This is a genomic window from Dyadobacter sp. (assembly GCF_051859145.1).
Lineage (GTDB): Bacteria > Bacteroidota > Bacteroidia > Cytophagales > Spirosomataceae > Dyadobacter.
This window is the reverse complement of the sequence record NZ_JBHYGF010000445.1, coordinates 1-20,885: the sequence shown is the minus strand read 5'-3', so window position 1 is coordinate 20,885 and position 20,885 is coordinate 1. Positions and strand designations below refer to the sequence as shown.

Annotated in this window: 14 protein-coding genes; 3 read left to right on the top strand and 11 right to left on the bottom strand. The window is 47.5% G+C overall.

The annotated features are described in order from the left end of the window. Positions 1 to 111: 111 nt before the first annotated feature. From ACTIE6_RS21385 to ACTIE6_RS21370, 4 genes are all read right to left on the bottom strand, one after another. The gene (locus ACTIE6_RS21385) at positions 112 to 2,109 is read right to left on the bottom strand and encodes a plastocyanin/azurin family copper-binding protein (RefSeq protein WP_439558567.1); all 1,998 of its coding nucleotides are present in this window, start codon (positions 2,107 to 2,109) and stop codon (positions 112 to 114) included. 26 nt (positions 2,110 to 2,135) lie between these two features. Continuing rightward, entirely contained in the window at positions 2,136 to 3,863 is a 1,728-nt protein-coding gene (locus ACTIE6_RS21380; protein ID WP_439558566.1) for a family 16 glycoside hydrolase, read from the bottom strand. A gap of 162 nt (positions 3,864 to 4,025) precedes the next feature. After that, complete coding sequence (locus ACTIE6_RS21375; RefSeq protein WP_439558565.1) at positions 4,026 to 4,664, bottom strand: hypothetical protein; 639 nt, start codon at positions 4,662 to 4,664, stop codon at positions 4,026 to 4,028. A gap of 71 nt (positions 4,665 to 4,735) precedes the next feature. Then, positions 4,736 to 4,945, bottom strand: coding sequence for a response regulator transcription factor (locus ACTIE6_RS21370; RefSeq protein ID WP_439558564.1), 210 nt, complete (start codon positions 4,943 to 4,945; stop codon positions 4,736 to 4,738). A 626-nt stretch (positions 4,946 to 5,571) separates the two neighbouring features. Here ACTIE6_RS21370 and ACTIE6_RS21365 point away from each other — a divergent pair. Next, on the top strand, positions 5,572 to 8,829 hold the full coding sequence (locus ACTIE6_RS21365; RefSeq protein WP_439558563.1) for a SusC/RagA family TonB-linked outer membrane protein: 3,258 nt from the start codon (positions 5,572 to 5,574) through the stop codon (positions 8,827 to 8,829). A 40-nt stretch (positions 8,830 to 8,869) separates the two neighbouring features. Further along, the gene (locus ACTIE6_RS21360; RefSeq protein ID WP_439558562.1) at positions 8,870 to 10,465 is read left to right on the top strand and encodes a SusD/RagB family nutrient-binding outer membrane lipoprotein; all 1,596 of its coding nucleotides are present in this window, start codon (positions 8,870 to 8,872) and stop codon (positions 10,463 to 10,465) included. Between the two features lie 66 nt (positions 10,466 to 10,531). Here the strand turns inward: ACTIE6_RS21360 and polA are convergent, their stop codons facing one another. After that, positions 10,532 to 13,405 (bottom strand): DNA polymerase I, encoded by a 2,874-nt coding sequence (gene polA, locus ACTIE6_RS21355; protein ID WP_439558561.1) that lies wholly within the window; start codon positions 13,403 to 13,405, stop codon positions 10,532 to 10,534. A gap of 363 nt (positions 13,406 to 13,768) precedes the next feature. Here polA and ACTIE6_RS21350 point away from each other — a divergent pair, with 363 nt between their 5' ends. Continuing rightward, positions 13,769 to 15,916, top strand: a complete 2,148-nt coding sequence (locus ACTIE6_RS21350; protein WP_439558560.1) for a S9 family peptidase — start codon at positions 13,769 to 13,771, stop codon at positions 15,914 to 15,916. 138 nt (positions 15,917 to 16,054) lie between these two features. Here ACTIE6_RS21350 and ACTIE6_RS21345 read toward each other — a convergent pair whose 3' ends face one another. The 6 genes from ACTIE6_RS21345 to ACTIE6_RS21320 form a co-directional block, all read right to left on the bottom strand. Continuing rightward, positions 16,055 to 16,234 carry a hypothetical protein gene (locus ACTIE6_RS21345; RefSeq protein ID WP_439558559.1) on the bottom strand — a complete coding sequence of 60 codons (180 nt, stop codon included), beginning with the start codon at positions 16,232 to 16,234 and terminating at the stop codon, positions 16,055 to 16,057. Positions 16,235 to 16,591: 357 nt separating this feature from the next. Further along, entirely contained in the window at positions 16,592 to 17,878 is a 1,287-nt protein-coding gene (locus tag ACTIE6_RS21340) for an O-acetylhomoserine aminocarboxypropyltransferase/cysteine synthase family protein (RefSeq protein ID WP_439558558.1), read from the bottom strand. A 109-nt stretch (positions 17,879 to 17,987) separates the two neighbouring features. Next, the gene (locus ACTIE6_RS21335) at positions 17,988 to 18,530 is read right to left on the bottom strand and encodes an NADPH-dependent FMN reductase (protein WP_439558557.1); all 543 of its coding nucleotides are present in this window, start codon (positions 18,528 to 18,530) and stop codon (positions 17,988 to 17,990) included. Positions 18,531 to 18,579: 49 nt separating this feature from the next. Further along, entirely contained in the window at positions 18,580 to 19,104 is a 525-nt protein-coding gene (locus ACTIE6_RS21330; protein ID WP_439558556.1) for a DinB family protein, read from the bottom strand. Positions 19,105 to 19,175: 71 nt separating this feature from the next. Beyond that, on the bottom strand, positions 19,176 to 20,120 hold the full coding sequence (locus ACTIE6_RS21325) for a helix-turn-helix transcriptional regulator (RefSeq protein WP_439558555.1): 945 nt from the start codon (positions 20,118 to 20,120) through the stop codon (positions 19,176 to 19,178). 179 nt (positions 20,121 to 20,299) lie between these two features. Next, entirely contained in the window at positions 20,300 to 20,749 is a 450-nt protein-coding gene (locus tag ACTIE6_RS21320) for a DUF2147 domain-containing protein (RefSeq protein WP_439558554.1), read from the bottom strand. Between the last annotated feature and the right edge of the window lie 136 nt (positions 20,750 to 20,885).

Here is a 20,885-nt window from a genome sequence, read left to right as displayed (position 1 = left end):
GGACGGACTTATAAATCTCCTATTGCCGCGGCTGTGTGATGTATGCTAAAATTGTATTGAAAAATCCGCAGGACCGGAGTGGAAAGTTGGTCCTGCGGATGAAGTATCGGATTACCTCACAACTTTCAGCTTGCCTTGCATGAGCGTGTAATGCCCTGGGAATGTGCAGACATACTGGTAAGTGCCGGTTTGTTTTGGAGCAACGAAATAAATGGACTCTGATTTCTCAGGCTCTACGATATTACTGTGAAAAAGTACATCGCTGGTGCGGGGTACATAGTTCATTTCAGAACCTTTCAGGCCGAGGTTCAAACCCGCTTCACCCACTGCATTGGCAGTGCCTGGCTTGGTGATAACCAGGTTATGCAGCATATCGTCATTGTTATTGAAGACGATCCTGATTTTGGAACCGGCTTTTACCTGTATTTCCGAGATATCGAACTTCAAACCAGGGACAGTACCGATCGTAATGGTTTGGTCCGGCCCGCTCGTCCAGCTCGCTGGCATCTCAGTGACTCTCTTCGCCGAAGGAGCTGTGCTGGCAGCAGTTTCCGACGCAGCTGCTGCGTGTGCGCTGTGATCCACAGCAGCCGCTTTCACAGTGGTTGTAAACTGGCTGGCCGCCACAGGGTTGCCTGATGCGATCTCGTTGAGCGTGTAGTAGCCGGTTGTATGCAGCAGTGAGTTCCCTTCCGCCGACTTGATTCCCTCCGCCTTGATCTCGTGGATATAACCCTTTCTGAGGATAGCAGGGTCTACCACCAGCCGCACGTGCAGGCCGTCTTCTGCCACAACAATCCCTTTCAAAGGTACTTCCTGTGTATTCACGATCGGGCTGCCGTAAGTAGAGTGGTATTTGTAAGTGAAGCTGCTCAGTTTGTAAGCATCCTGGCTGGCAGCAGCCGCTTTGTCTATCGGGCTCGTGAATGTAATCTCGAATCCGTCTGGCATTGAACGAACTGTTTTCATTTCAAAAGGCATTTTACCTGTCCAAACCAGTCGCTGGATACCGAAGTTAGACTTACCAGTCGCAGACCAGCCGCGGCTCGTTTGTCCTACAAACAATGAACCGTCCAGTCCCCATTCCAGGCGCAGGATACCTGACATAAAACCTTCGCGGAAAGGGAAAACGGTACCTTGCCAAACGCCATTTACCTTTTCAAGATCCACGCGGGTAATGATACTGTGGCCCTGGTCACCTACGAACATCTGTCCTGTGAACGGACCGAAGCCGCCATTTGTAACATCTTCTTTGAAGTCCGAAGTAGAGATACCCAGGATTGTGTGCGGGAACCACACTGCGGGCGGCTTGATACCCGGTACTTTCTTGGCTACGTCATAAAGCGGCTCGCCTGTATTAGGGATATCGCTTGCGCTCAGCTTCACGGGAGAGCCTTCTTCCTTGCTCCATTTCAATCCGGCCGGGTTACCTGCGAAATTACCTTTTTCCAGATGCGTCATTCTTCCGGAACCTACCCAGTCGCCCTGGTTTTCGGTATAGAAGATATCACCCTTGTAAGATCCGAAGCCGGAAGGAGAGCGTAGACCGGTAGCGTAGGGGGTAAGCTTTCCGTCTTCGCCCAATTTCAGCATCCAGCCGCGCCATTTGGATTGGCTGGCGCCACGACCTACCCAGTCGAGGTTGAGTGTGACCAGCAACTCGCCGTTGGGCATTGCCACGGGACCATAGGAGTACTGGTGATAGTTGCCCGAAAGCGGCCATTTTGCAAATGAATCGTACACATCGGCGACGCCGTCGTTGTTGGTATCTGCAAGCCTGGTTACCTCGCCGCGTTGCGAGATCAGGAAATCCTTGCCGCGGTACAAAAGTCCTAGCGGCTCGTGCAAGCCGGCTGCAAACCTGTTGAAGGAAGGCTTACCGTCACCTTTCAGGTATGGATTGCCGATCAGCCACACTTCTCCGCGGCGCGTTGACGTAGCGAGCCGCCCGTCGGGCAGTACCGCCATTCCGCCCACTTCCATCTGGATATTCTCAGGAATGGGGATCGTGATGATCCGGTAAAAATCGTCCTCTTTATTCTGTTTGGACTGAGAATAGCCGGTAATGCAGCCGAAGGAGATCAGGGTTGTTAAAAGTATATTTTTCATTTAAAAAGGATGCAGTTCAAAAGATTTTACCAAAACATGGAATAGCTGGTGGTACCCGAAACAGGAAGGATCAGTTCCTGCACTTCTCCCGCCGGTCTGATCGTCGGCTTGTATTTTTTGTCAAGCTGAACATAAAAGCGGTCGTCGATCTGGTATAAACCTTTTTCGACTTCAATGATCTGCTTACCGGACGCTACCAACGCGAACAGTGGCGAGGCTGCATTGCCCTGAACCTGAAAAGTGCGGGAAAGGGAATTGCCGGCAGAAACAAGCTGATCCGATACAGTTGCCGCACCAAGCGCATACCTGAAAACAGGATAACCCTGCGCATTGATGTTGTAACCCAGGTAGTTGATGTTGGAAGAATCAGGCCAGGCTGCCTTGCTGTTTTCGAGCGAAGCCAGACTGCTGCGTCCGGATACATGCACTTTAAGACCTGCTGGAAAAAGCAGCTGCGGCTCGCCGCGTTCGTACCACATTTCGGTAACATCAGCAAACTGTCCGCGCCACGCCTGGATCAATGCGCCGCGGTTAAGGTCCACGGTGTAGTTCCATCCGTCGGGGCTGCCGACCGAGATGCAGTGCGTACGCTTCATTTTCTCTCCATCAATCTGAATGAAAGAACGAACCATTTCGGGCCGCATATCAGGTGTTACGCTGATGTAAGGTTTTGGCTCAGGCTCGGGAAGCGACGATAATGTGTGCAGATCGTAGGGTCTGATGCCTGCTTTTTCAACTCTCAGCCCGAGTGCAGGCTGTCTCCACGGAAAGCGCGAGTAATGGAGTTTAAATTTGTGTTTTCCCTGTGTGAGGTTTGCGGTACCCTGGTGCGATTCCTGAGAAGTGGCTTCTCCGCTGGTGAGCACGCTTTTTCCGTCGATCTCCATATCGAGCATCGGTCCGGAGTAAATGCTGGTAAAGATATAGTCACCTGCCTCGTTCACTTCCATATCACCCTCATAAACCAGGTGGAACTCGCGCATTCCATTCGTCACTTCCTGGGTAAGTACGCCGGAGGTACCTTCGTGGTCCAGCTTGCTGTATTCTTTGCTGTCCCATTTGTCTGAATATACTTTATAGTTCAGACTAGTCAAAGTCAGCGGCTTGCGGCTTGCGAGCAGCTGGTAGCCAACATTCCGGAATGCAATCGTGCCTTTTGTCACTTCCATCGCAATGGACTGACCTTCGGCAGGCGACTTCGAACTCGGTAGGTAGATCGTTTCCAAAACAGTGACTCCATTCAGCGAAAGTGAATTCAGCCTTGCAGAGCCAGCCAGGTTGGGAACCGATGCATCATAAGCCAGCTCGATCGTCTGCCATAAACCCGGTGCTTTTGCTGCATTTTGAGTTGGAAACTGACCTACATAACCCGAGGTCTGCGTTCCCTGTCCTTTTTGCTTGCTGCTATCTGACAGGCGCACTTTCTGGCCGCCGGGCAGGATCAGGTTCCCTTCTGCGCCTGGGGACAGATTGAATTCTGCGTAGAAGCGAAGATCGTTTGCTTTCAGTTTTGTCACGATCGGCTTGCCCGGACTGCCGACCAGGATTCCTTCGCCTGACTGGGTCTTGATCTTGGCCGAACCGGCCGGGTGAATGGCAATGTTCCCCTGAACTGTCCAGTTGGGGCTGCCGGATTCAAATGCACTGAGGTCTTTGAGAGGCAGGGGAGTGTAGTTCCCTTTTGTACCCTGGCCCAAGACAAGTGCCGGGCAAGCGAGTAAAAGGAGAGAGACTTTCCGGAAAAAATGAAGCATCGGCTCTATTAAGTGTATTGTTTACAATTAAAAAGCGAAGTTCGCAAATTTTTCTTCTATTATACCCGGAAGTATTAGGATTTATTTTAAGAAAGTTAGACAAAAAACCAGCTATGGTAGCTAAGGCCATAGCTGGTGGCAATAGCCAATATTTTTATGACATCAAAGGTCTTTGGGTGTTTTACTGCAGCTACAGCTACCAGCGCAGGTAGCATAGTACCCCGAGTTACAGGTTATACTACAGCAAGAGTTAGAACAGGAAATAGTCCCGGTTCCACCTGAGGTCGGGCAATCAGGTACCAAATTTGGACCTTCTTTCAAAGCGCTATGTTGGCCGTATACCGCAATGCCGATCGCAGGCACTGCAGATGCCGATAAAAAGTTTTTTGGTAATTTCTCTAAGACACTGCTCAATTGCTGTGCGTTAACTATAAACTCCTGTCTTTTGCCGCTCATTGGGTCGTTAACAATCAGCGCGTACTTTAAAAATAGCACTTCGTATTGTCCGGATTGGAGATTTACTTTCTCCCAATTTTCATCCTCAAAATAGATTTTTACTGATTGGGGAAGGAGGTCGGAGTTGGAAAGGGTCAGTTGCAGCATGTGCTGGCCATTCTCACTACCCTTTGCGACAGATACCTGAGCAACTTTCGAGTAAAATCCGTCAGTTTGATCGGCCAAATTAGTGGCATCCTCGATGAATGATGGTTTTCCAGGCTCGTCAGATTTCCTTTCGCATGCAAGAAAGATCGCGAACGCTGCTAAAATTAGAAAGGCGGATAAATGCGTGATTTTCATCATAATAGTATGTTTTGTCAAGATTAGTAATTTGACAAAACTAGTTGCTTTACCAACGCTCGTAAATACCCACATCAGGGGGATTTTTCAACCTCTTTGGCGTAGGTGATTGCGAATTGCAGCAGGGTAATGCGGCTATCGTGCGACTGGCGGATCTTGCGGATGATATTTTTCCGGTGCGTTTTGAGCGTTTCCCTGGAAATAAAAAGTTTTTCGGCGATCTGGGCAGATGGATAGCCACTCGCAATAAAATGGAGAATTTGGATTTCCTGCTTTGTAAACATTGCTAACCGTTTCTTAAATCTTTTTTCGATTGACCTTGATACGCGTATTCTGGCGTGAGGTAACGGTGAGCGTGACAAAAAAGCAATTGGCTTTTTTCGGGTAAATGTTTAATTATATTAAAAACGTGGTAGTGAATGTTAGCTTGTTCAGACAAGTTAATGCCTGCTTAACAAAACCAACATTCCGGATTTTATTTGCCACGTCAGCTAATGCAGTGAGACTTCGTCAATGTATGAAAAAAACTTTTTACCAAATCAAATATAAAACAGCAATTTGGAAAGTTTGAATATCACTTGTACCGCAAACAACTCATAGTTAGAGTACTAGCCTTCCTTTTTTACTAATGCCAATTTGCCAGATTAATAGGCTTCGATTCCCGTTTTCATGGGCAAGCGCGATCCTGCAACAGGGCCGGCCAGTATGTGGTCGACTTTAACGGAGCGCTTTCGGCTGCTTTCTGACAATATCATTTTCCTGCAACACCGTCCCGGTCAGCCCTATTTGTTTATAGTATGTTAATAAATACTTAACATCAAAAATTCTGCAAAGTCTGACTTTTGCATTTCAAAATAACTGTTTAAACAAAAGCTTTTCTCTAATCCATAACACCCAAATCGTTTGTCAAATGATTGAAAACTTTTACTCCCACCTGCGGCTGAAGTTATTCAGGCGAAGTAGGCAAGCCGGCTTTCTGCTTGCCTGCATGATGTTCTCGCATATTGCTATGTCACAGACGGCTGTGACTGGGACAGTAACTGCCAGTGAAGATAATGCGCCCATTCCCGGTGTCAGTATCATCGTGAAAGGCACTACCAACGGGACAATTACAGATTCCGAAGGAAAGTACAGAATCGAAGTGCGCGACAATGCGTCGGTGCTCACTTTTTCATTCCTCGGCTTTGCTACCCAGGAAGTTAACCTGAATGGACGGAGTACCGTGGATGTGACTTTGGGTACCGACCTGAGGCAGCTCAGCGAAGTTGTTGTAACTGCATTGGGTATCAAGAAAGACGTAAAACGCATTGGTGTTGCTATCCAGACAGTGGATGGAAATTCGGTGGTGAAAGCGCGTGAACCGAATGCGATCAATGCACTTGCGGGTAAAGTAGCGGGATTGACGGTAGGTATCCAGTCGGAGCTGCTGCGCAAGCCAAATATCCAGCTACGCGGTAATTCTGATGTGCTTTTCGTAGTCGACGGGGTACCTGTGAACTCCGATACCTGGAACGTGAGTCCGGATGATATTGATACTTACTCGGTTTTAAAGGGCGCTTCTGCCTCGGCACTCTACGGTTTTCGCGGAAAGAATGGCGCAATCCTGATCACCACCAAGCGGGGCTCGAAAGACAAGCGCGGGTTTTCGGTTGATTTCAATTCATCGACTATGATGGACAATGGTTTTTATGCAATCCCGAAAGTACAGGACTTGTACGGCCCGGGTGACCACGGCCGGTATGCATTCGGAGACGGAAAAGGCGGCGGTTTGAACGATGGTGACTACGATGGAGGCTGGGGCCCGAAGTTTGAAGGTCAGCTGATCCCGCAGTATGACAGTCCGGTGGACCCGGTTACGGGCAAGCGGCAGGGTACTCCCTGGGTAGCGCGCGGGAAAGACAACCTGAAACGCTTCCTGCAACCTGGTTTGCTTTCTACCAATAACATTTCGGTGTCTGCTTCCGGTGAAAAGTACAACCTGCGTTTTTCAACTTCGCATACACACCAGAAAGGGATTGTGCCTAATACGAAGCTGAATATCACCAACTTCAACATGGTGGCGGATTATAATTTTTCCAAAAAGCTGAAATTCAATTCCTCGTTGCAGTACAACCGCCAGTACACGCCCAACATTCCCGACGTGAACTACGGACCCAATTCGATCATTTACAACATTGTACTCTGGGCAGGGGCTGACTGGGATGTTGACCAGATGCGCAACTACTGGCAGCCTGGAAAAGAAGGTATACAGCAGATTTACGCGGAGTACCAGCGTTACAACAACCCTTATTTCATGAGCTACGAGTGGCTGAGAGGTCACCAGAAATCGGATATCATCGGACAAGCTGCCATGACATACCAGTTCACCGATTTCCTTGAAGCTACATTCCGCTCGCAAATCACTACCTGGAACCTGCTGCGCACAGAGAAAATGCCTTATTCGGCGGGCGCTTACGGACGTGATGAGCGCCGTGGTGATTACAGGGAAGACCGCCGTAACCTTTTTGAGAACAACACGGATATTCTCGTGAAATTTGATAAGGATATTTTACCAGGTCTGAATGCAAAAGTATGGGCTGGTGGTAACATCAGAAGCTTTGAGTACAACTCTGCTTATGGCACAACGAATTACCTTAACGTACCGGGTTTGTACAATTTCAGCAACTCCGCGAACCCGGTGAAAATTGAGAATTTCAATTCGGCGATGCGCGTGGCTTCGGCTTATTATTCTGCCGATTTTACCTACAAAGATTACTTCACGCTGTCAACTACGGGTAGAATGGACAAGCTGTCTACGCTGCCTTCGGGTAACAATACCTTCTTTTATCCCTCAGTTGCCGCTTCTACTGTGATATCGGATTATGTGCAGCTGCCTGAGGTGATCTCGTTCCTGAAACTGCGCGGTTCTTATGCGAATGTAAAAGACGGATTAAAGATGTCGACCATCGGCACAACAGCCAACAATGTCAACCCGCAGGAGTATGGCGATCAGTACAAATCACCTTATGACGGGCCTTCTTACCAGAATGCAGCAGTTTATTCTACGCCTTTTGCTTACAACAATACCCCGGCAGCGTATTTTACAGATCAGCTGAACAACCCGGCGCTGGTACCCAATACTTCTTCTCAAACCGAAGTGGGCCTGGACTTGCGTATCATGAACAATCGCCTGGGATTTGACGTGACTTACTTTACCTCCAACGAAGGTCCGCGGATTTTTGCATTGCCGATTTCAACTACGACCGGTTACAGTACGGCGCTGGTAAATGGTATCAAGACGAAGAAAACAGGTTGGGAAGCTTCTGTTACAGGATCTCCCGTGAAGACTGACGGCGGCTTCAACTGGGACGTTGTAGCCAATTATTCAACTTTCAAGGAAGTATTGACGGACATTTACCCTGGCCAGGATGCTTTGAACACATTCTTCCGCGTGGGTGACAGAATGGACAAGTACTATGGTCGCGCTTTCGCAAAAACTGCTGATGGACAGATTATTAATGACGATTCAGGTCGCCCGGTATATTCTCCTGTAAACCAGTTTTTGGGTTACGTGAACCCGAAGTTTGTATTGGGTATCAATAACAAATTCAACTACAAGAATGTCAATTTCAGCTTCCAGTTCGACGGGCGCTTTGGCGGTGTGATTTCCAACTACATTCAAAAGCAAACCTTCCGCGGCGGTCGCCACATTGAGCTGATACAAGGCCAGCTGGGTGCATCAAGGGAAACGGATTACCAGGCTTTCAAAAACAACACCGAGAACAAAACGTATGTAGGTCCGGGTGTGCAGGTTGAAGGCGGAACAGCATTGAATTTTGATGCTGACGGCAAGATCACGAACCTTTCGGAGCTGCGTTTCAAGCCAAATGCAACTGCACAAAACGTTCAGGATTGGGTAAGCCGCTATTACAACAGTGATGAAGGTAACCTGATGAGCCGCTCTTTCGGAATGCTGCGTGAGGTAGTAATTGGCTACACTTTACCACAAACCTGGCTGACCAGAAGCAAGTTCATCCGCAATGCATCAGTATCGCTCGTAGGACGTAACCTGCTTTATTTCGCGGAGAAAAAAGACCTCGATCTGAACCAGTTTGTAGCAGGCGGCAGCTCTGATCTGCAAACGCCTTCTGTACGCCGCTACGGTGTTAACGTAAGCTTGACTTTCTAAAATCCGACTGTTTAAACTGTCATTTGAAATATTCAGAACAATGAAATTGAACATAAAACTTCTGGGATTAAGCGCCGTTTTCGCATTCACGCTTTCGTCGTGCGAAAGGAGCTTTGAGGATCTGGAAAAAGATCCAAACCGGCCCGTAACTGCTCCCGCTTCCCTCGTTTTGAAGGGGATTGAAATGGATATGTATAATAAAATCGGTACGCCTTTCAGCGACGAAATGCGCTGGAACCAGTTTTACGCGATCAATTACAATTATTACGGAAACAATGAGTACCAATGGTCTTCCTTTGAAAACCATTATCCTACATTGAAGAATGTGATCAAAATGGAGGAGGAGGCCAAGCGCGCCGGTGCTGCCGACGTGAATGTTTACTCGGCATTGGGCAAGTTTTCCCGGGCGTTTTTCTTTGATCAGATGTCTGTACGCGCCGGTGATCTCCCAATGAGCGAGGCGCTGCTCGGACTTGAAAATGTAACTCCGAAATACGATTCTCAAAAGGAAATTTACATGCAGATCCTGACCTGGCTTGACCAGTCAAATGCAGAAATGACATCGCTGATCGCTGCCGGCGATACCAAAGTGACAGGGGATTTTTACCTGAACGAGGATCTTAAACAATGGCAGAAAGTGGTTAATAGCTTTCGTCTGCGCATTTTAATCCGTTTGAGTAAAAAAGAAAATGAGGCGGGAATGAATGTAAAATCGCAGTTTGCGGATATCATTTCAAATCCAGCCAAGTATCCTTTGATGGTAGGAATGGGAGATAACCTGGAATTTAAATTCAATACCTTCAATAAATATCCCTCTAATCCCGACAACTTCGGTTTTGATGCGACCCGCCAGAATATGGCACAAACCTACGTGGGACTGCTTACAGCACGCAAAGATCCGCGCGTGATGGTGACCACTGAGCCAGCAGGCGCCCAGTTGAAAGCCGGCAAGCAACCTTCGGACTTCTCTGCATTCATCGCAGCGAGTTCAGGCGAGGATCTTTCGGATATGTCCAATAAAGCGGGGAAAAACAATGGACCTGGCTTTGCTCCGGGTGAATATTCATTCCAGAGCCGGTCGCGCTATTATTCCAATTATACTGGCGAGAATGCATTCATTATCGGCTATCCTGAAATGTGCTTCAACATAGCGGAAGGTATCAACCGCGGCTGGGCAACCGGAAATGCCGAAGACTGGTACAAAAAAGGTATTCAGGCTTCACAGGAGTTTTATGGTGTGAAAACCGGCGCGCTGACGATGACTTACTCCAAAACCGGCGGCCGCGCAGCTTCGGATTTCGCGAACTATACGATCAACTTCAATTTTGATGAATACTACGCGCAACCACTCGTGAAGTATGCAGGCAACAATGTATCGGGCCTTGAACAGATCGTGACGCAGAAGTACCTCGCATTCTTCATGAATTCAGGCATGGAGGCTTATTTCAATTACCGCCGCACGGGTTTTCCGAAGTTTATGACGGGCGTTGGAACCGGTAACTCCGGCCGCATCGCAGTGCGCTGGCAATACCCGCTGTCGGAACGTACCACGAATGAGGCGAACTACAATGCTTCCGTTCAGAGCCAGTTTGCTGGTAAGGATGATATCAATCAGCAGATCTGGTTGTCGAAGTAGGAAAGCATTCCACGATGGTATTAAACAAAAAAGAGCGGCTTGCCGCTCTTTTTTGTTTGTCACAACTCAATGCGCTTCCAGCCAGTTGGCGCCTACGCCAATGCCTGTTTCTATTCGCACGCTCATCGGAATTGCATTGCGCATTAAGTCATCCACTTTTTCTTTCAGCAACGAGATTTCGTCCCTGTGGGCGTCGAAAACAAGTTCGTCATGCACTTGCAGGATCATCCGGGATTTCAGTTGCTCTTTTTGCATCCAGTCATGAATATTGATCATCGCCACTTTGATCATATCTGCCGCTGAGCCCTGAATAGGCGCATTGATAGCATTTCGTTCCGCGTAGCCGCGGTTGGTCTGGTTGCCTGAGATAATATCCGGCAGGTACCTTCTCCGGCCGAGGATCGTCTCCACGTATTTCTTCTCCCGTGCTTCATTCACCACGCGGTCCATGTAACCTTTTACAGCCGGAAATTCCTCGAAATAGGCACGGATGATCTCACTCGCTTCACCACGCGCGATACCAAGCCGCTGAGCGAGCCCAAATGCGGAAATACCGTAGATAATACCGAAGTTGACCATTTTCGATTTGCGTCGCATATCCGAGGTAACATCTTCCAGATCTACCTTGAACACCTTACTGGCTGTCGTCGAGTGAATATCGCGCCCCTGGTTGAAGGCTTCCGTCATACTCTCGTCCTGGCTGAATGCAGCCATAATCCGCAGCTCGATTTGCGAATAATCGGCAGAAAGAATCTGGAATTCCTCTGTATCAGGCACAAATGCCTTTCTTATCTCGCGCCCGCGTGGCGTTCGGATCGGTATATTTTGCAGGTTTGGATTGGTTGAACTCAATCTTCCGGTAGCGGCTACCGCCTGGTTGTACGAGGTGTGAATGCGGCCGCTTTTCTTGCTGACCAGCAGTGGCAATGCATCCACATAGGTCGATTTCAGCTTTTGAAGCTCGCGGTAGTCGAGGATCTTGCGCGCGATCATGTGGTTGTTTTCCAGGTCCGACAAGATATCCTCGCCGGTAGCATACTGGCCCGTTTTGGTCTTTTTGGGTTTTTCAATCAGTTTCATTTTTTCAAACAAAACCTCACCCAGCTGCTTCGGAGAGCTGATATTGAAAGATTGTCCGGCCGCTTCGTAGATTTCCGACTCCGTTGCGCGCAGGTCTGATTCCAGCACGGCAGACATTTCCCGCAATGCATTGATATCAAGCCGCACGCCGGTACTTTCCATGGAAGCGAGTACTTTCGTCAGCGGCATTTCAACTTCGTAATACAGCTTTGAAGCATTTACTTTCGGCAGCTCACGCGAAAAGATCTCGTTTAGCTGCAAGGTAATATCCGCATCTTCACCGGCATACTGGGTGATTTCAGGAATCGCGACATCGCGCATTGTTCCTTGTTTCACACCTTTTTTGCCTATCAGGGAAGTAATGGAAACGGGATCATAGTTGAGGTAAGATGCCGCCAGAATATCCATTCCGTGGCGTTTGTCGGGTTCAAGAATGTAATGGGCAAGCATCGTGTCGCTCAGTTTTCCTTTTACCTCTATTCCGTAATTTTTCAGGATCAGCAGATCATATTTAACATTCTGCCCGATCTTTTCAATGTTTTCATTTTCAAAAACGCCCCTGAAATACTCCACAATCTCCTGCGCCTGCGTGCGATCTGCTGGTACCGGCACGTAAAACGCTTCGCCGGCGAGATATGAAAATGACAAGCCAACCAGTTCTGCGTGGATCGTTTCGAGCGAAGTGGTTTCTGTGTCAAAACAGAATGCATCCTGCAGATTGAGGTAATAAGCCAAACTTTTCATGAGCTCCGGCGTGTCCACGGTGTGGTACCTGTGGAAAGTATTGTCAATCGTGCGCCTGGTTGTGGGTATTCGCAGGTCTTCGTAGGCTTGTTCCGGGGCATCGTCGTCAGCAATGCCTTCACTGATGATCGCGGGTTGCTTGCCTACTTCTTCTGTCGGGTTCCCAAACAGGTCTAGCTGGGCTTTCTGCGTTTTGGCAACCGGGCGGGTTACCTGTGTCGTTTGTATCGGGTGTCCGATTCCGAGTACGCGTTGTTTGAGGGTTTTAAACTCAAGTTCGTCAAACAGCTCCACGATCTGGTCTGCATTGGCAGGGCACACGGTTAGGTCTTCCGCGTCAAAAGGTACGGGCACTTTGATATCAATCGTGGCCAGCTGTTTGCTCAAAACAGCCTTATCGAAATTCTCGCGGATCTTCTCACCAAGTTTTCCTTTGATCTCATCTGCGTGCGTGATCAGGTTTTCAATGGTATCGTACTCAGAAATCAGTTTCTGGGCAGTCTTTTCACCTACACCCGGCACACCTGGAATGTTGTCTACTGCATCACCCATTAACCCCAGTATGTCGATCACCTGGTCAATGCGCTGGATCTGCCAGCGTTCCAGAATTTCGTTCACTCCGAGTACCTCCGCACTTTTACCCAGAAACGCGGGTTTGTAAATGTGAACATGTTCTTCCACCAGCTGACCGTAGTCTTTGTCGGGCGTCATCATGAAAACCTCAAAGCCTGCGAGGGAAGCTTCCTTGGCGATGGTACCAATGATATCATCGGCCTCGTAACCGTCCAGTTCGAGAATGGGTATACACATTGCTTTCAGGAGTCGCTTTACGAGCGGGATCGCCACGGTAATATCTTCGGGCTGCTCTTGCCGCTGGGCCTTATAAGCTTCGAACTGCACGTGGCGGAACGTAGGTGCTGCGGTATCGAATGCAACACCGATATGTGTGGGCTTCTCTTTTTGCAGTACTTCCAGCAGCGTATTGGTGAATCCAAAAACGGCACTGGTGTTTAAACCTTTCGATGTAATCCTCGGCGCTTTGATGAATGCAAAGTGTGCACGGTATATCAACGCCATCGCGTCGAGCAGAAAGAGTTTATGAACGGGTTTATCCATGAGGTAAGTCTTGTTACAAGACTCAAATATAACGTAAGTCGAACGACCGACAGGGATAACAAAGGTATTTTTGTAGCTTGCTGACTTAGAGGCTTGTACAGCTATGTTCTTTTTAAATGTTGTAATTGTCAGGTTAGTATTGAGTTTATTCTAAATACTAGAAGGATAATACATTTAAATACTATCAAATATTACAAAAGTATTAAATGTATTTTATGTTCAAATTTTCTAGTAAGTGGAATATTGTTAGACCATTTATTATGTAATGAATTTATTTAAAGTATGTAGTTTATAAGTAATCTAAAAAGTTAAGTAAGTTTTAAACATACAATACATTTCAAACATTTAATATTACACCTTGCAATGAGAATCATTTTACTCCTGTTAACTGTTATCGTTTTTTCATGTAATCAGAATAAGAAATTGGAAAGAAAAGCATATCAATGGCCGGCCGCAAAAGCGCCCGTAGCAGAGAAGAAAGACCATGAAACCGGAATGCATGGCGACAAAAGGAATGATGAATATTACTGGATGGCGGACTACTTCAGTAACGGTCCCGACAGCAATAAAGTAGTAGAATACCTCGAAGCGGAGAACGCATACGCTGACACGTTGATGGCGGGAACAAAGCAATTCCAGGAGGATTTGTTTTCGGAAATGAAGGGCAGGATTAAAGAGAAAGACGAATCTGTGCCCGTTTTTACAAATGGATATTGGTATTACACGAGGAGTGAGGAAGGGAAACAATATTTCAAATACTGCCGCAAGAAAGGCTCGCTGGAAGCTCCGGAGGAAATTCTCCTGGATGTAGACCAGCTCGCCGAGGGACATACCTACTATTCTGCGGATGGTTTCAGTGTAAGTCCGGACAACAAGCTGCTGGCTTATGGGGTTGACACAGTCTCGCGCCGGGAGTATACCATGTTTGTTAAAAATCTGGAAACAGGAAAGAATTTCACCGACGCCATTCCGCGTACCGATCCCGGCTATGAATGGGGAAATGATAATAAAACGCTTTTTTATACTTCAAAAAACGCGAAAACGCTGCTGAGCGAGAAGATCAAACGGCACACTTTGAGTACCGACGCGAAAAAGGATGTGGTTGTTTATGCTGAAAAGGACAAAAGCAACTACATAGGCGTGGGCAAAACCAAGTCGGAGAAATACATTGTGATTGGTTCGTCGGCTACCATGTCGTCGGAGTACCGCATTCTTGATGCGGACCAGCCTGAGGGTGAATTCCAGGTTTTTCAGCCGAGAATGAAGGATGTGTTGTACGAGATTGACCACCATGAAGACAAGTTTCTGATCGTTACCAATAAGGATGCATTGAATTTCCGCTTAATGGAAACGCCGGTTTCAAACACGGGCGTGGAGAACTGGAAGGAAGTAATCGGGAACAGAAATGATGTGCTGCTTGAAAATATTGAGGTTTTCAGGAATTTCCTGGTCGTAAGCGAGCGCAAAAATGGTTTGCTGCAGATCCGGGTTCGCGATCTGAGGAACAATTCAGAACATTACGTTGATTTTGGCGAGGCGGCTTACACTGCGCATCCTTCCGGAAATCCCGAGTACGATACTAAAAACCTGCGGTACACTTATACTTCGCTCACAACCCCGGGCTCTGTATACGATTACGATATGGAGTCGAAGAAAAAGGAGTTGAAGAAGCGCCAGGAAGTGGTGGGGGGATATAATCCCGAAGAGTATGTAACAGAAAGGTTATATGCCAATTCCCGCGACGGAGTACGCATTCCGATTTCCATTGTTTATAAAAAGAAGACGGGCAGGAGTCCGCAGACGCCGCTTTTACTCTACGCCTACGGGTCCTACGGATACAGTACCGATGCAAGTTTCAGCAGCACAAGATTGAGCCTCCTCGACAGGGGTTTCGTGTTCGCAATTGCGCATATCCGCGGTGGTCAGGAAATGGGTCGCCAGTGGTATGAAGACGGGAAAATGTTCAAAAAGAAGAATACATTCAACGATTTTATCGACTGTGCCGAGTACCTGATCGAGCAGAACTATACCTCTACGCGGCACTTATACGCAATGGGGGGAAGTGCGGGCGGACTGCTGATGGGCGCCGTCTCCAACCTGCGGCCTGATCTCTGGAACGGGATTATTGCGGTGGTACCGTTTGTAGATGTGGTTACAACCATGCTGGACGAAAGCATTCCGCTGACTACCAATGAATTTGATGAATGGGGTAACCCTAAGAATAAGGAATCTTACACGTACATGAAATCCTACTCGCCTTACGACAATGTGGCGAAAAAGGCTTATCCGAATATGCTGGTGATGACGGGCCTGCACGATAGTCAGGTACAATATTTCGAACCAGCCAAATGGGTAGCCCGCCTGCGGACGCACAAAACGGATAAAAATGTATTGATCCTGAAAACAAACATGGAAGCCGGCCACGGCGGAGCCTCAGGCCGCTTCGATTATCTCAAAGAAATCGCATTACAATACGCATTTATGTTCGCGCTGGAAGGGATTGAAAAGTAGGGGGCGGCGGTCGGCTGTCGGCAATCGGCAATCGGCAATTAGCTTCGAATCGCGTCAGCCAAGAAAAAGCCAAGCACCCAAAGGGTCGCCTGGCTCCTGAAAATCCCGTAGGGATATAATCTCGGTAGAAATGTACGGTTATCGCCCGATGTCAAATCCCGTAGGGATGTAATTTCGGTAAAACGTCGGTGTATCCAACGAATGCCAAATCCCGTAGGGATATAATCTCGGTAGAAATGTAAGGTTATCGCCCGATGTCAAATCCCGTAGGGATGTAATATCAATGGCCGGATCATAACGTTCGCGATGTTGTTTCATGCCTAACGGCATTTGCGTTATCGCTTGCATTTCGTTTCCACCGATATCATATTCCTACCGATGTTTCATGCCTACCGGCATTTGCGTTACCGCTTGCATTGCGTTTCCACCGATATCATATGCCTACCGATGTTTCATGCCTGACGGCATTTGCTTTATCGCTTGCATTTCGTTTCTACCGATGTTTCATGCCTGACGGCATTTGCGTTATCGCTTGCATTTCGTTTCTACCGATGTTTCATGCCTAACGGCATTTGCGTTATCGCTTGCATTCCTTTTCCACCGATATTATATGCCTACCGATGTTTCATGCCTGACGGCATTGGGATCTTGCCGATGGCTGACAGCCGATTGCCTTTACAATGCTCCGATCGCCTGTTCGATGTCCGCTTTTATGTCATCTATATGCTCGATTCCTACGGAGAGACGAAGCTGGGTGGGGTGTACACCTGCTTTGATCTGCTCTTCGGGTGAGAGCTGCGAATGCGTGGTCGACGCGGGGTGGATGATCAGCGTTTTTGCATCGCCTACGTTAGCCAGGTTGCTGATCAGTTTGAGGTTATCTACAAACTTCTCCGCCTGACTTTTCTCTCCTTTTAAAGCAAACGATAAAACACCTCCAAAACCTCTTGTCAGGTACTTTTTAGCTAGCGTGTTGTACTTGTTTCCTTCCAGGCCAATGTAGTTCACGCTTTCCACAGCAGGGTGCTGTTCCAGCCATTGTGCGAGTTTCAATGCATTCTCACCGATGCGTTCTACGCGCAGAGACAATGTTTCCAGACCTTGCAGGAACAGGAATGAGTTGAATGGAGAAAGTGAGGGACCCCAGTCGCGCAAACCTTCCACGCGTGCGCGGATGATGAATTGGATGTTACCGAACGGACCGCCTATTCCGAATACATCATTTAGCACCAATCCGTGATAGCTCGGAGAAGGTTCGGTAAACTGCGGGTATTTCCCATTGCCCCAGTTGTAGGTACCCGCGTCTACGATCACACCACCAATAGAAGTTCCATGGCCGCCGATCCATTTGGTAGCAGATTGTACCACTACGTGTGCTCCATGTTTGATAGGCTGGAAAATAGCCCCGGCAGCACCGAAAGTATTGTCCACGATCAATGGGAGATCATATTTGTTGGCCAATGCAGCAAAGGCCTCGAAATCGGGAACACTATAACTTGGGTTTCCTATTGTTTCGAGATAAATGAACTTGGTTTTATCATCAATGAGCTTTTCAAAGCTGCTAACATCGTCACCATCGGCGAATCTTGCTTCAACGCCGATATTCTTGAATGAATTTTTGAACTGGTTATAAGAACCGCCGTACAAAAAGGAAGTCGTAACGAAGTTGTCCCCAACAGTTGTAATATTATTAATGGCCAGAAACTGCGCTGAATGCCCGGATGCAGTAGCTAATGCGGCAACACCGCCTTCCAAAGCAGCAACCCTTTTCTCAAAAACATCATTGGTCGGATTCATGATCCGGGTATAGATGTTTCCGAATTCCTTTAATGCAAAAAGGTTTGCAGCGTGCTCGGCATTGTTGAAGACGTAGGATGTAGTCTGGTAAAGAGGTACCGCACGGGAGTTGGTTACAGGATCTGGTTCCTGGCCTGCGTGTAGCTGCAAGGTCTCAAATTTCATATTTTAATACGTTTTATGTGGATTAAACCCAAATGTATTAAAATAACGATAGAACTATACTGATTTGGTAGTCTTTTGTTTGCCGGATAATAAATTGGATATTTCCGCTTCAAATTACCCCGCGCTGTTCCAGCTGGCTTATCAGGTTATCAATCACAGATTGGAGGATCTTTAATATTTGAAGATCAGCGACGTAGCCGTGTTCGATTTTGCCTTTGATGTTGGGAATGGCAGCTGCGGAGTGATCGTTCCGCAAAGTGCCGAGCGCGGTCAATGTGAGAAGGAGGGAAGCGAGCGCATTTTCTCCGCCTGTATTCAATGGAGAGGCGCTGATCGCAGCCACCGGTTTGTCATTGAATTCACCTGTGGCGACCGTCCAGTCTAATGCATTCTTCAAAGTTCCGGGCAGCCCGAATGCATATTCAGGAGTGGAGAATATAATTGCATCAGCTTGTGAGATCGCAGACTTGAAGCTGGCGACAGCCTCATTGTCTTCCAGCCCCGGACTAAAATGCGGAATCCGGTCCAGGCCCTGGAAGATAGTAAGTGCCGCATTTGCAGGCAGCAATGTTTTGCAGGTATTCAGGATGATCGTGTTTGTTGAATCGGTGCGCAGGCTTCCTGAAATCCCGAGAATTCGTATTTGTTCCATCGGTACAATGTAGCATATTTCAGGATGGGTAGCTATCCCGGAACAATCTTCACTTCGCCATGACATTATAGAAGTTGTAGTCTGTCATCGGCGCATCAGTGAAGCCAAGGTTCCGGCCCATTGTCACGATTTGTCCGCGGTGGTAGGTGCTATGGTTCATGCATTGCATGATATACTCAAATTTTGGAAAGTTGCATTCGAACCACGGATTGACAACCAACGTTTCTTCTGCCAGTTCGCCGGGTGAGAGCGTTTCAACGTACTCTGCAAGCTCCTGAGATTGCGCCATAACGAAGGAAAAAGTCTCGTCCAGGTCTCCATCAAAATCCTGGCCGCTGTAATCAGCGTCCGGATTGATCACCGACAGCCAGTAACGCTGTGTTTCCACAATATGAATAAGTGTTTCGCGGATCGTCGGAAAGCTTGAAAGTGTCTCTCTTTCAACAACTTCACCAGGTTTTGTCTTTAACCAGTTGATCAATGTACAGTTTGCCCAGTGGTTGTAATCCGCGTAGTTCTGCATCAGATAAGCCAGGCTGGATTCAATTGCGGGAGTTGCAGTGAGTTGTGACATTTTAGCTGTTGTTTTGGTTTATGACAAAATAAAATCAGTCAGATGACAACAGTATGTCAGCAGCTTCTCAGTCAATCCAGATTTTCTGAAATCTTTGTTATAAGGCCTCTGATCGTGTTTTTTAAAGATACTGGTTCCATAATCCGGGCGTTTGGAGCGATCATCAGGTACCATCTGGCAAAGCCTTCCAGCGACGCGGTAAGGAAGCTCATTTCGATTTCATCATCCTTGATTGTTTCGGAGACAAATCCGTAGTACGCGCGCTGTTCACGAACGTACCTGGCGATTCTTTTGTCCATTCTGATCCGCACAAGCCGGAGGTCAGCGTGGTTGTAGGTTTCTTCAAGGAAATCTTTTAATGGCGCGTGCTTGTGTTCAAAGGACCGTTCGGTCAGCTCGCAGCTCAGAATGCGATCAGAGCGGAAGTTGCGGTAATCGCTGCGCAGGTGGCAGTAGGCGATCGTGTACCAGTAGCTGTTTTCGTGGTAAACGCCGACGGGTTCCACGATCCTTTCCATCGGGTCGTCGCTGTTGATCGCATTGTAGTTGATTCTGGCGATCTTCTTTTCCGAGATACTTTTTAATAGTACGTCGAGTGTGTTGCTGTTGGGTTTGTGGAACGCGTGGTGGCTTTTCCGGACTTCAATGTGGTTTTCAAGGTTTTCGACCATTGATTTGTCACTGCTCCGCAGCACAGCTTTTACTTTAAACATCGCCGACTGATACTGTGATTGTGTCGAAAAATCGGTGAACTTCTCCATCAGCTTCTCGGCCGTAATGAACGTCCGCGCCTCTTCCTTGGTAAACATAACGGGAGGCAGGCGATAACCGTCCATAATGGAATAGCCAACACCTGCCTCACCTATGATTGGTACACCTGCTTCCGCAAGCGAATTAATATCCCGGTAAACTGTTCTCAGGCTAATCTCAAAACGCTCTGCCAAATCCTGCGCTTTGACGATTTTGCGGGATTGAAGCTGTATCAAAATGGCAGTAATGCGGTCAAAGCGGTTCATTTGCGTCGGGTAAGAAGAGATCAGACGCAAATATGCTTAAACTACTGCTTCCCTCAAATTAATGCTTCTGAAATCACCTCGAATGAACGCAGCCTGTTTTCAGCACTGCCCGCTCTTGCAGAAATAATGATTTCATCTACTATAAAGAAAATGGAGTGTACTTCGAGAAAGTAGGGCAGTTACAATGCTTCTTTGAGGGCACGTTTCCAGTAGGTCGAGCGCCCAAGTAGCGGAAACCCAATGTAGCTGCGAATTTCAAGCAAATCATTTTTCAGGCGAAGAATGCAGTTATAGGTTTTGCCACTTTGGGGATCGTACATTTTCCCGTTGTCCCAAATACCGTCACTATACACAAACCCTTGCAGCAAATTCACATTATGTAGTTCACGGGAACGCAGATTAGTTTCTCTGTTCTGTACATCTTTCCGGGAAGTGGTACCATCTGCTTCAAAAAGATCAACCGACCACACCAGCTTGCCGAAATATGTCTGACCCGTTTTGTAGATTTCAATCCGGCTGTCCTTTTCCTCGCTAATCCAATCCCCCAAGATCCTATCAGCAGTGCTAACCTGCGCTTTTGATAGGATGGAAACAAAGAAGAAAAATATGGTAAAAATGATTTTGTACATCTAATAAACAATTATGATCATGGCTGAAATTGAGAAAGCAATCTTTAAAATATTCAAAAACTATGAGGTGGGCGTAAACACTATTTTTTAACTGTGACTAAAATAACCTCGCTAAAATGCATCTGAGAGCAATATT

Coding starts and splice junctions, on each gene's coding strand:
- ACTIE6_RS21385 (WP_439558567.1), bottom strand. CDS start 2,109: ATGAAAAATATACTTTTAACAACCCTGATCTCCTTCGGCTGCATTACC.
- ACTIE6_RS21380 (WP_439558566.1), bottom strand. CDS start 3,863: ATGCTTCATTTTTTCCGGAAAGTCTCTCTCCTTTTACTCGCTTGCCCG.
- ACTIE6_RS21375 (WP_439558565.1), bottom strand. CDS start 4,664: ATGATGAAAATCACGCATTTATCCGCCTTTCTAATTTTAGCAGCGTTC.
- ACTIE6_RS21370 (WP_439558564.1), bottom strand. CDS start 4,945: ATGTTTACAAAGCAGGAAATCCAAATTCTCCATTTTATTGCGAGTGGC.
- ACTIE6_RS21365 (WP_439558563.1), top strand. CDS start 5,572: ATGATTGAAAACTTTTACTCCCACCTGCGGCTGAAGTTATTCAGGCGA.
- ACTIE6_RS21360 (WP_439558562.1), top strand. CDS start 8,870: ATGAAATTGAACATAAAACTTCTGGGATTAAGCGCCGTTTTCGCATTC.
- polA (WP_439558561.1), bottom strand. CDS start 13,405: ATGGATAAACCCGTTCATAAACTCTTTCTGCTCGACGCGATGGCGTTG.
- ACTIE6_RS21350 (WP_439558560.1), top strand. CDS start 13,769: ATGAGAATCATTTTACTCCTGTTAACTGTTATCGTTTTTTCATGTAAT.
- ACTIE6_RS21345 (WP_439558559.1), bottom strand. CDS start 16,234: ATGAAACAACATCGCGAACGTTATGATCCGGCCATTGATATTACATCC.
- ACTIE6_RS21340 (WP_439558558.1), bottom strand. CDS start 17,878: ATGAAATTTGAGACCTTGCAGCTACACGCAGGCCAGGAACCAGATCCT.
- ACTIE6_RS21335 (WP_439558557.1), bottom strand. CDS start 18,530: ATGGAACAAATACGAATTCTCGGGATTTCAGGAAGCCTGCGCACCGAT.
- ACTIE6_RS21330 (WP_439558556.1), bottom strand. CDS start 19,104: ATGTCACAACTCACTGCAACTCCCGCAATTGAATCCAGCCTGGCTTAT.
- ACTIE6_RS21325 (WP_439558555.1), bottom strand. CDS start 20,120: ATGAACCGCTTTGACCGCATTACTGCCATTTTGATACAGCTTCAATCC.
- ACTIE6_RS21320 (WP_439558554.1), bottom strand. CDS start 20,749: ATGTACAAAATCATTTTTACCATATTTTTCTTCTTTGTTTCCATCCTA.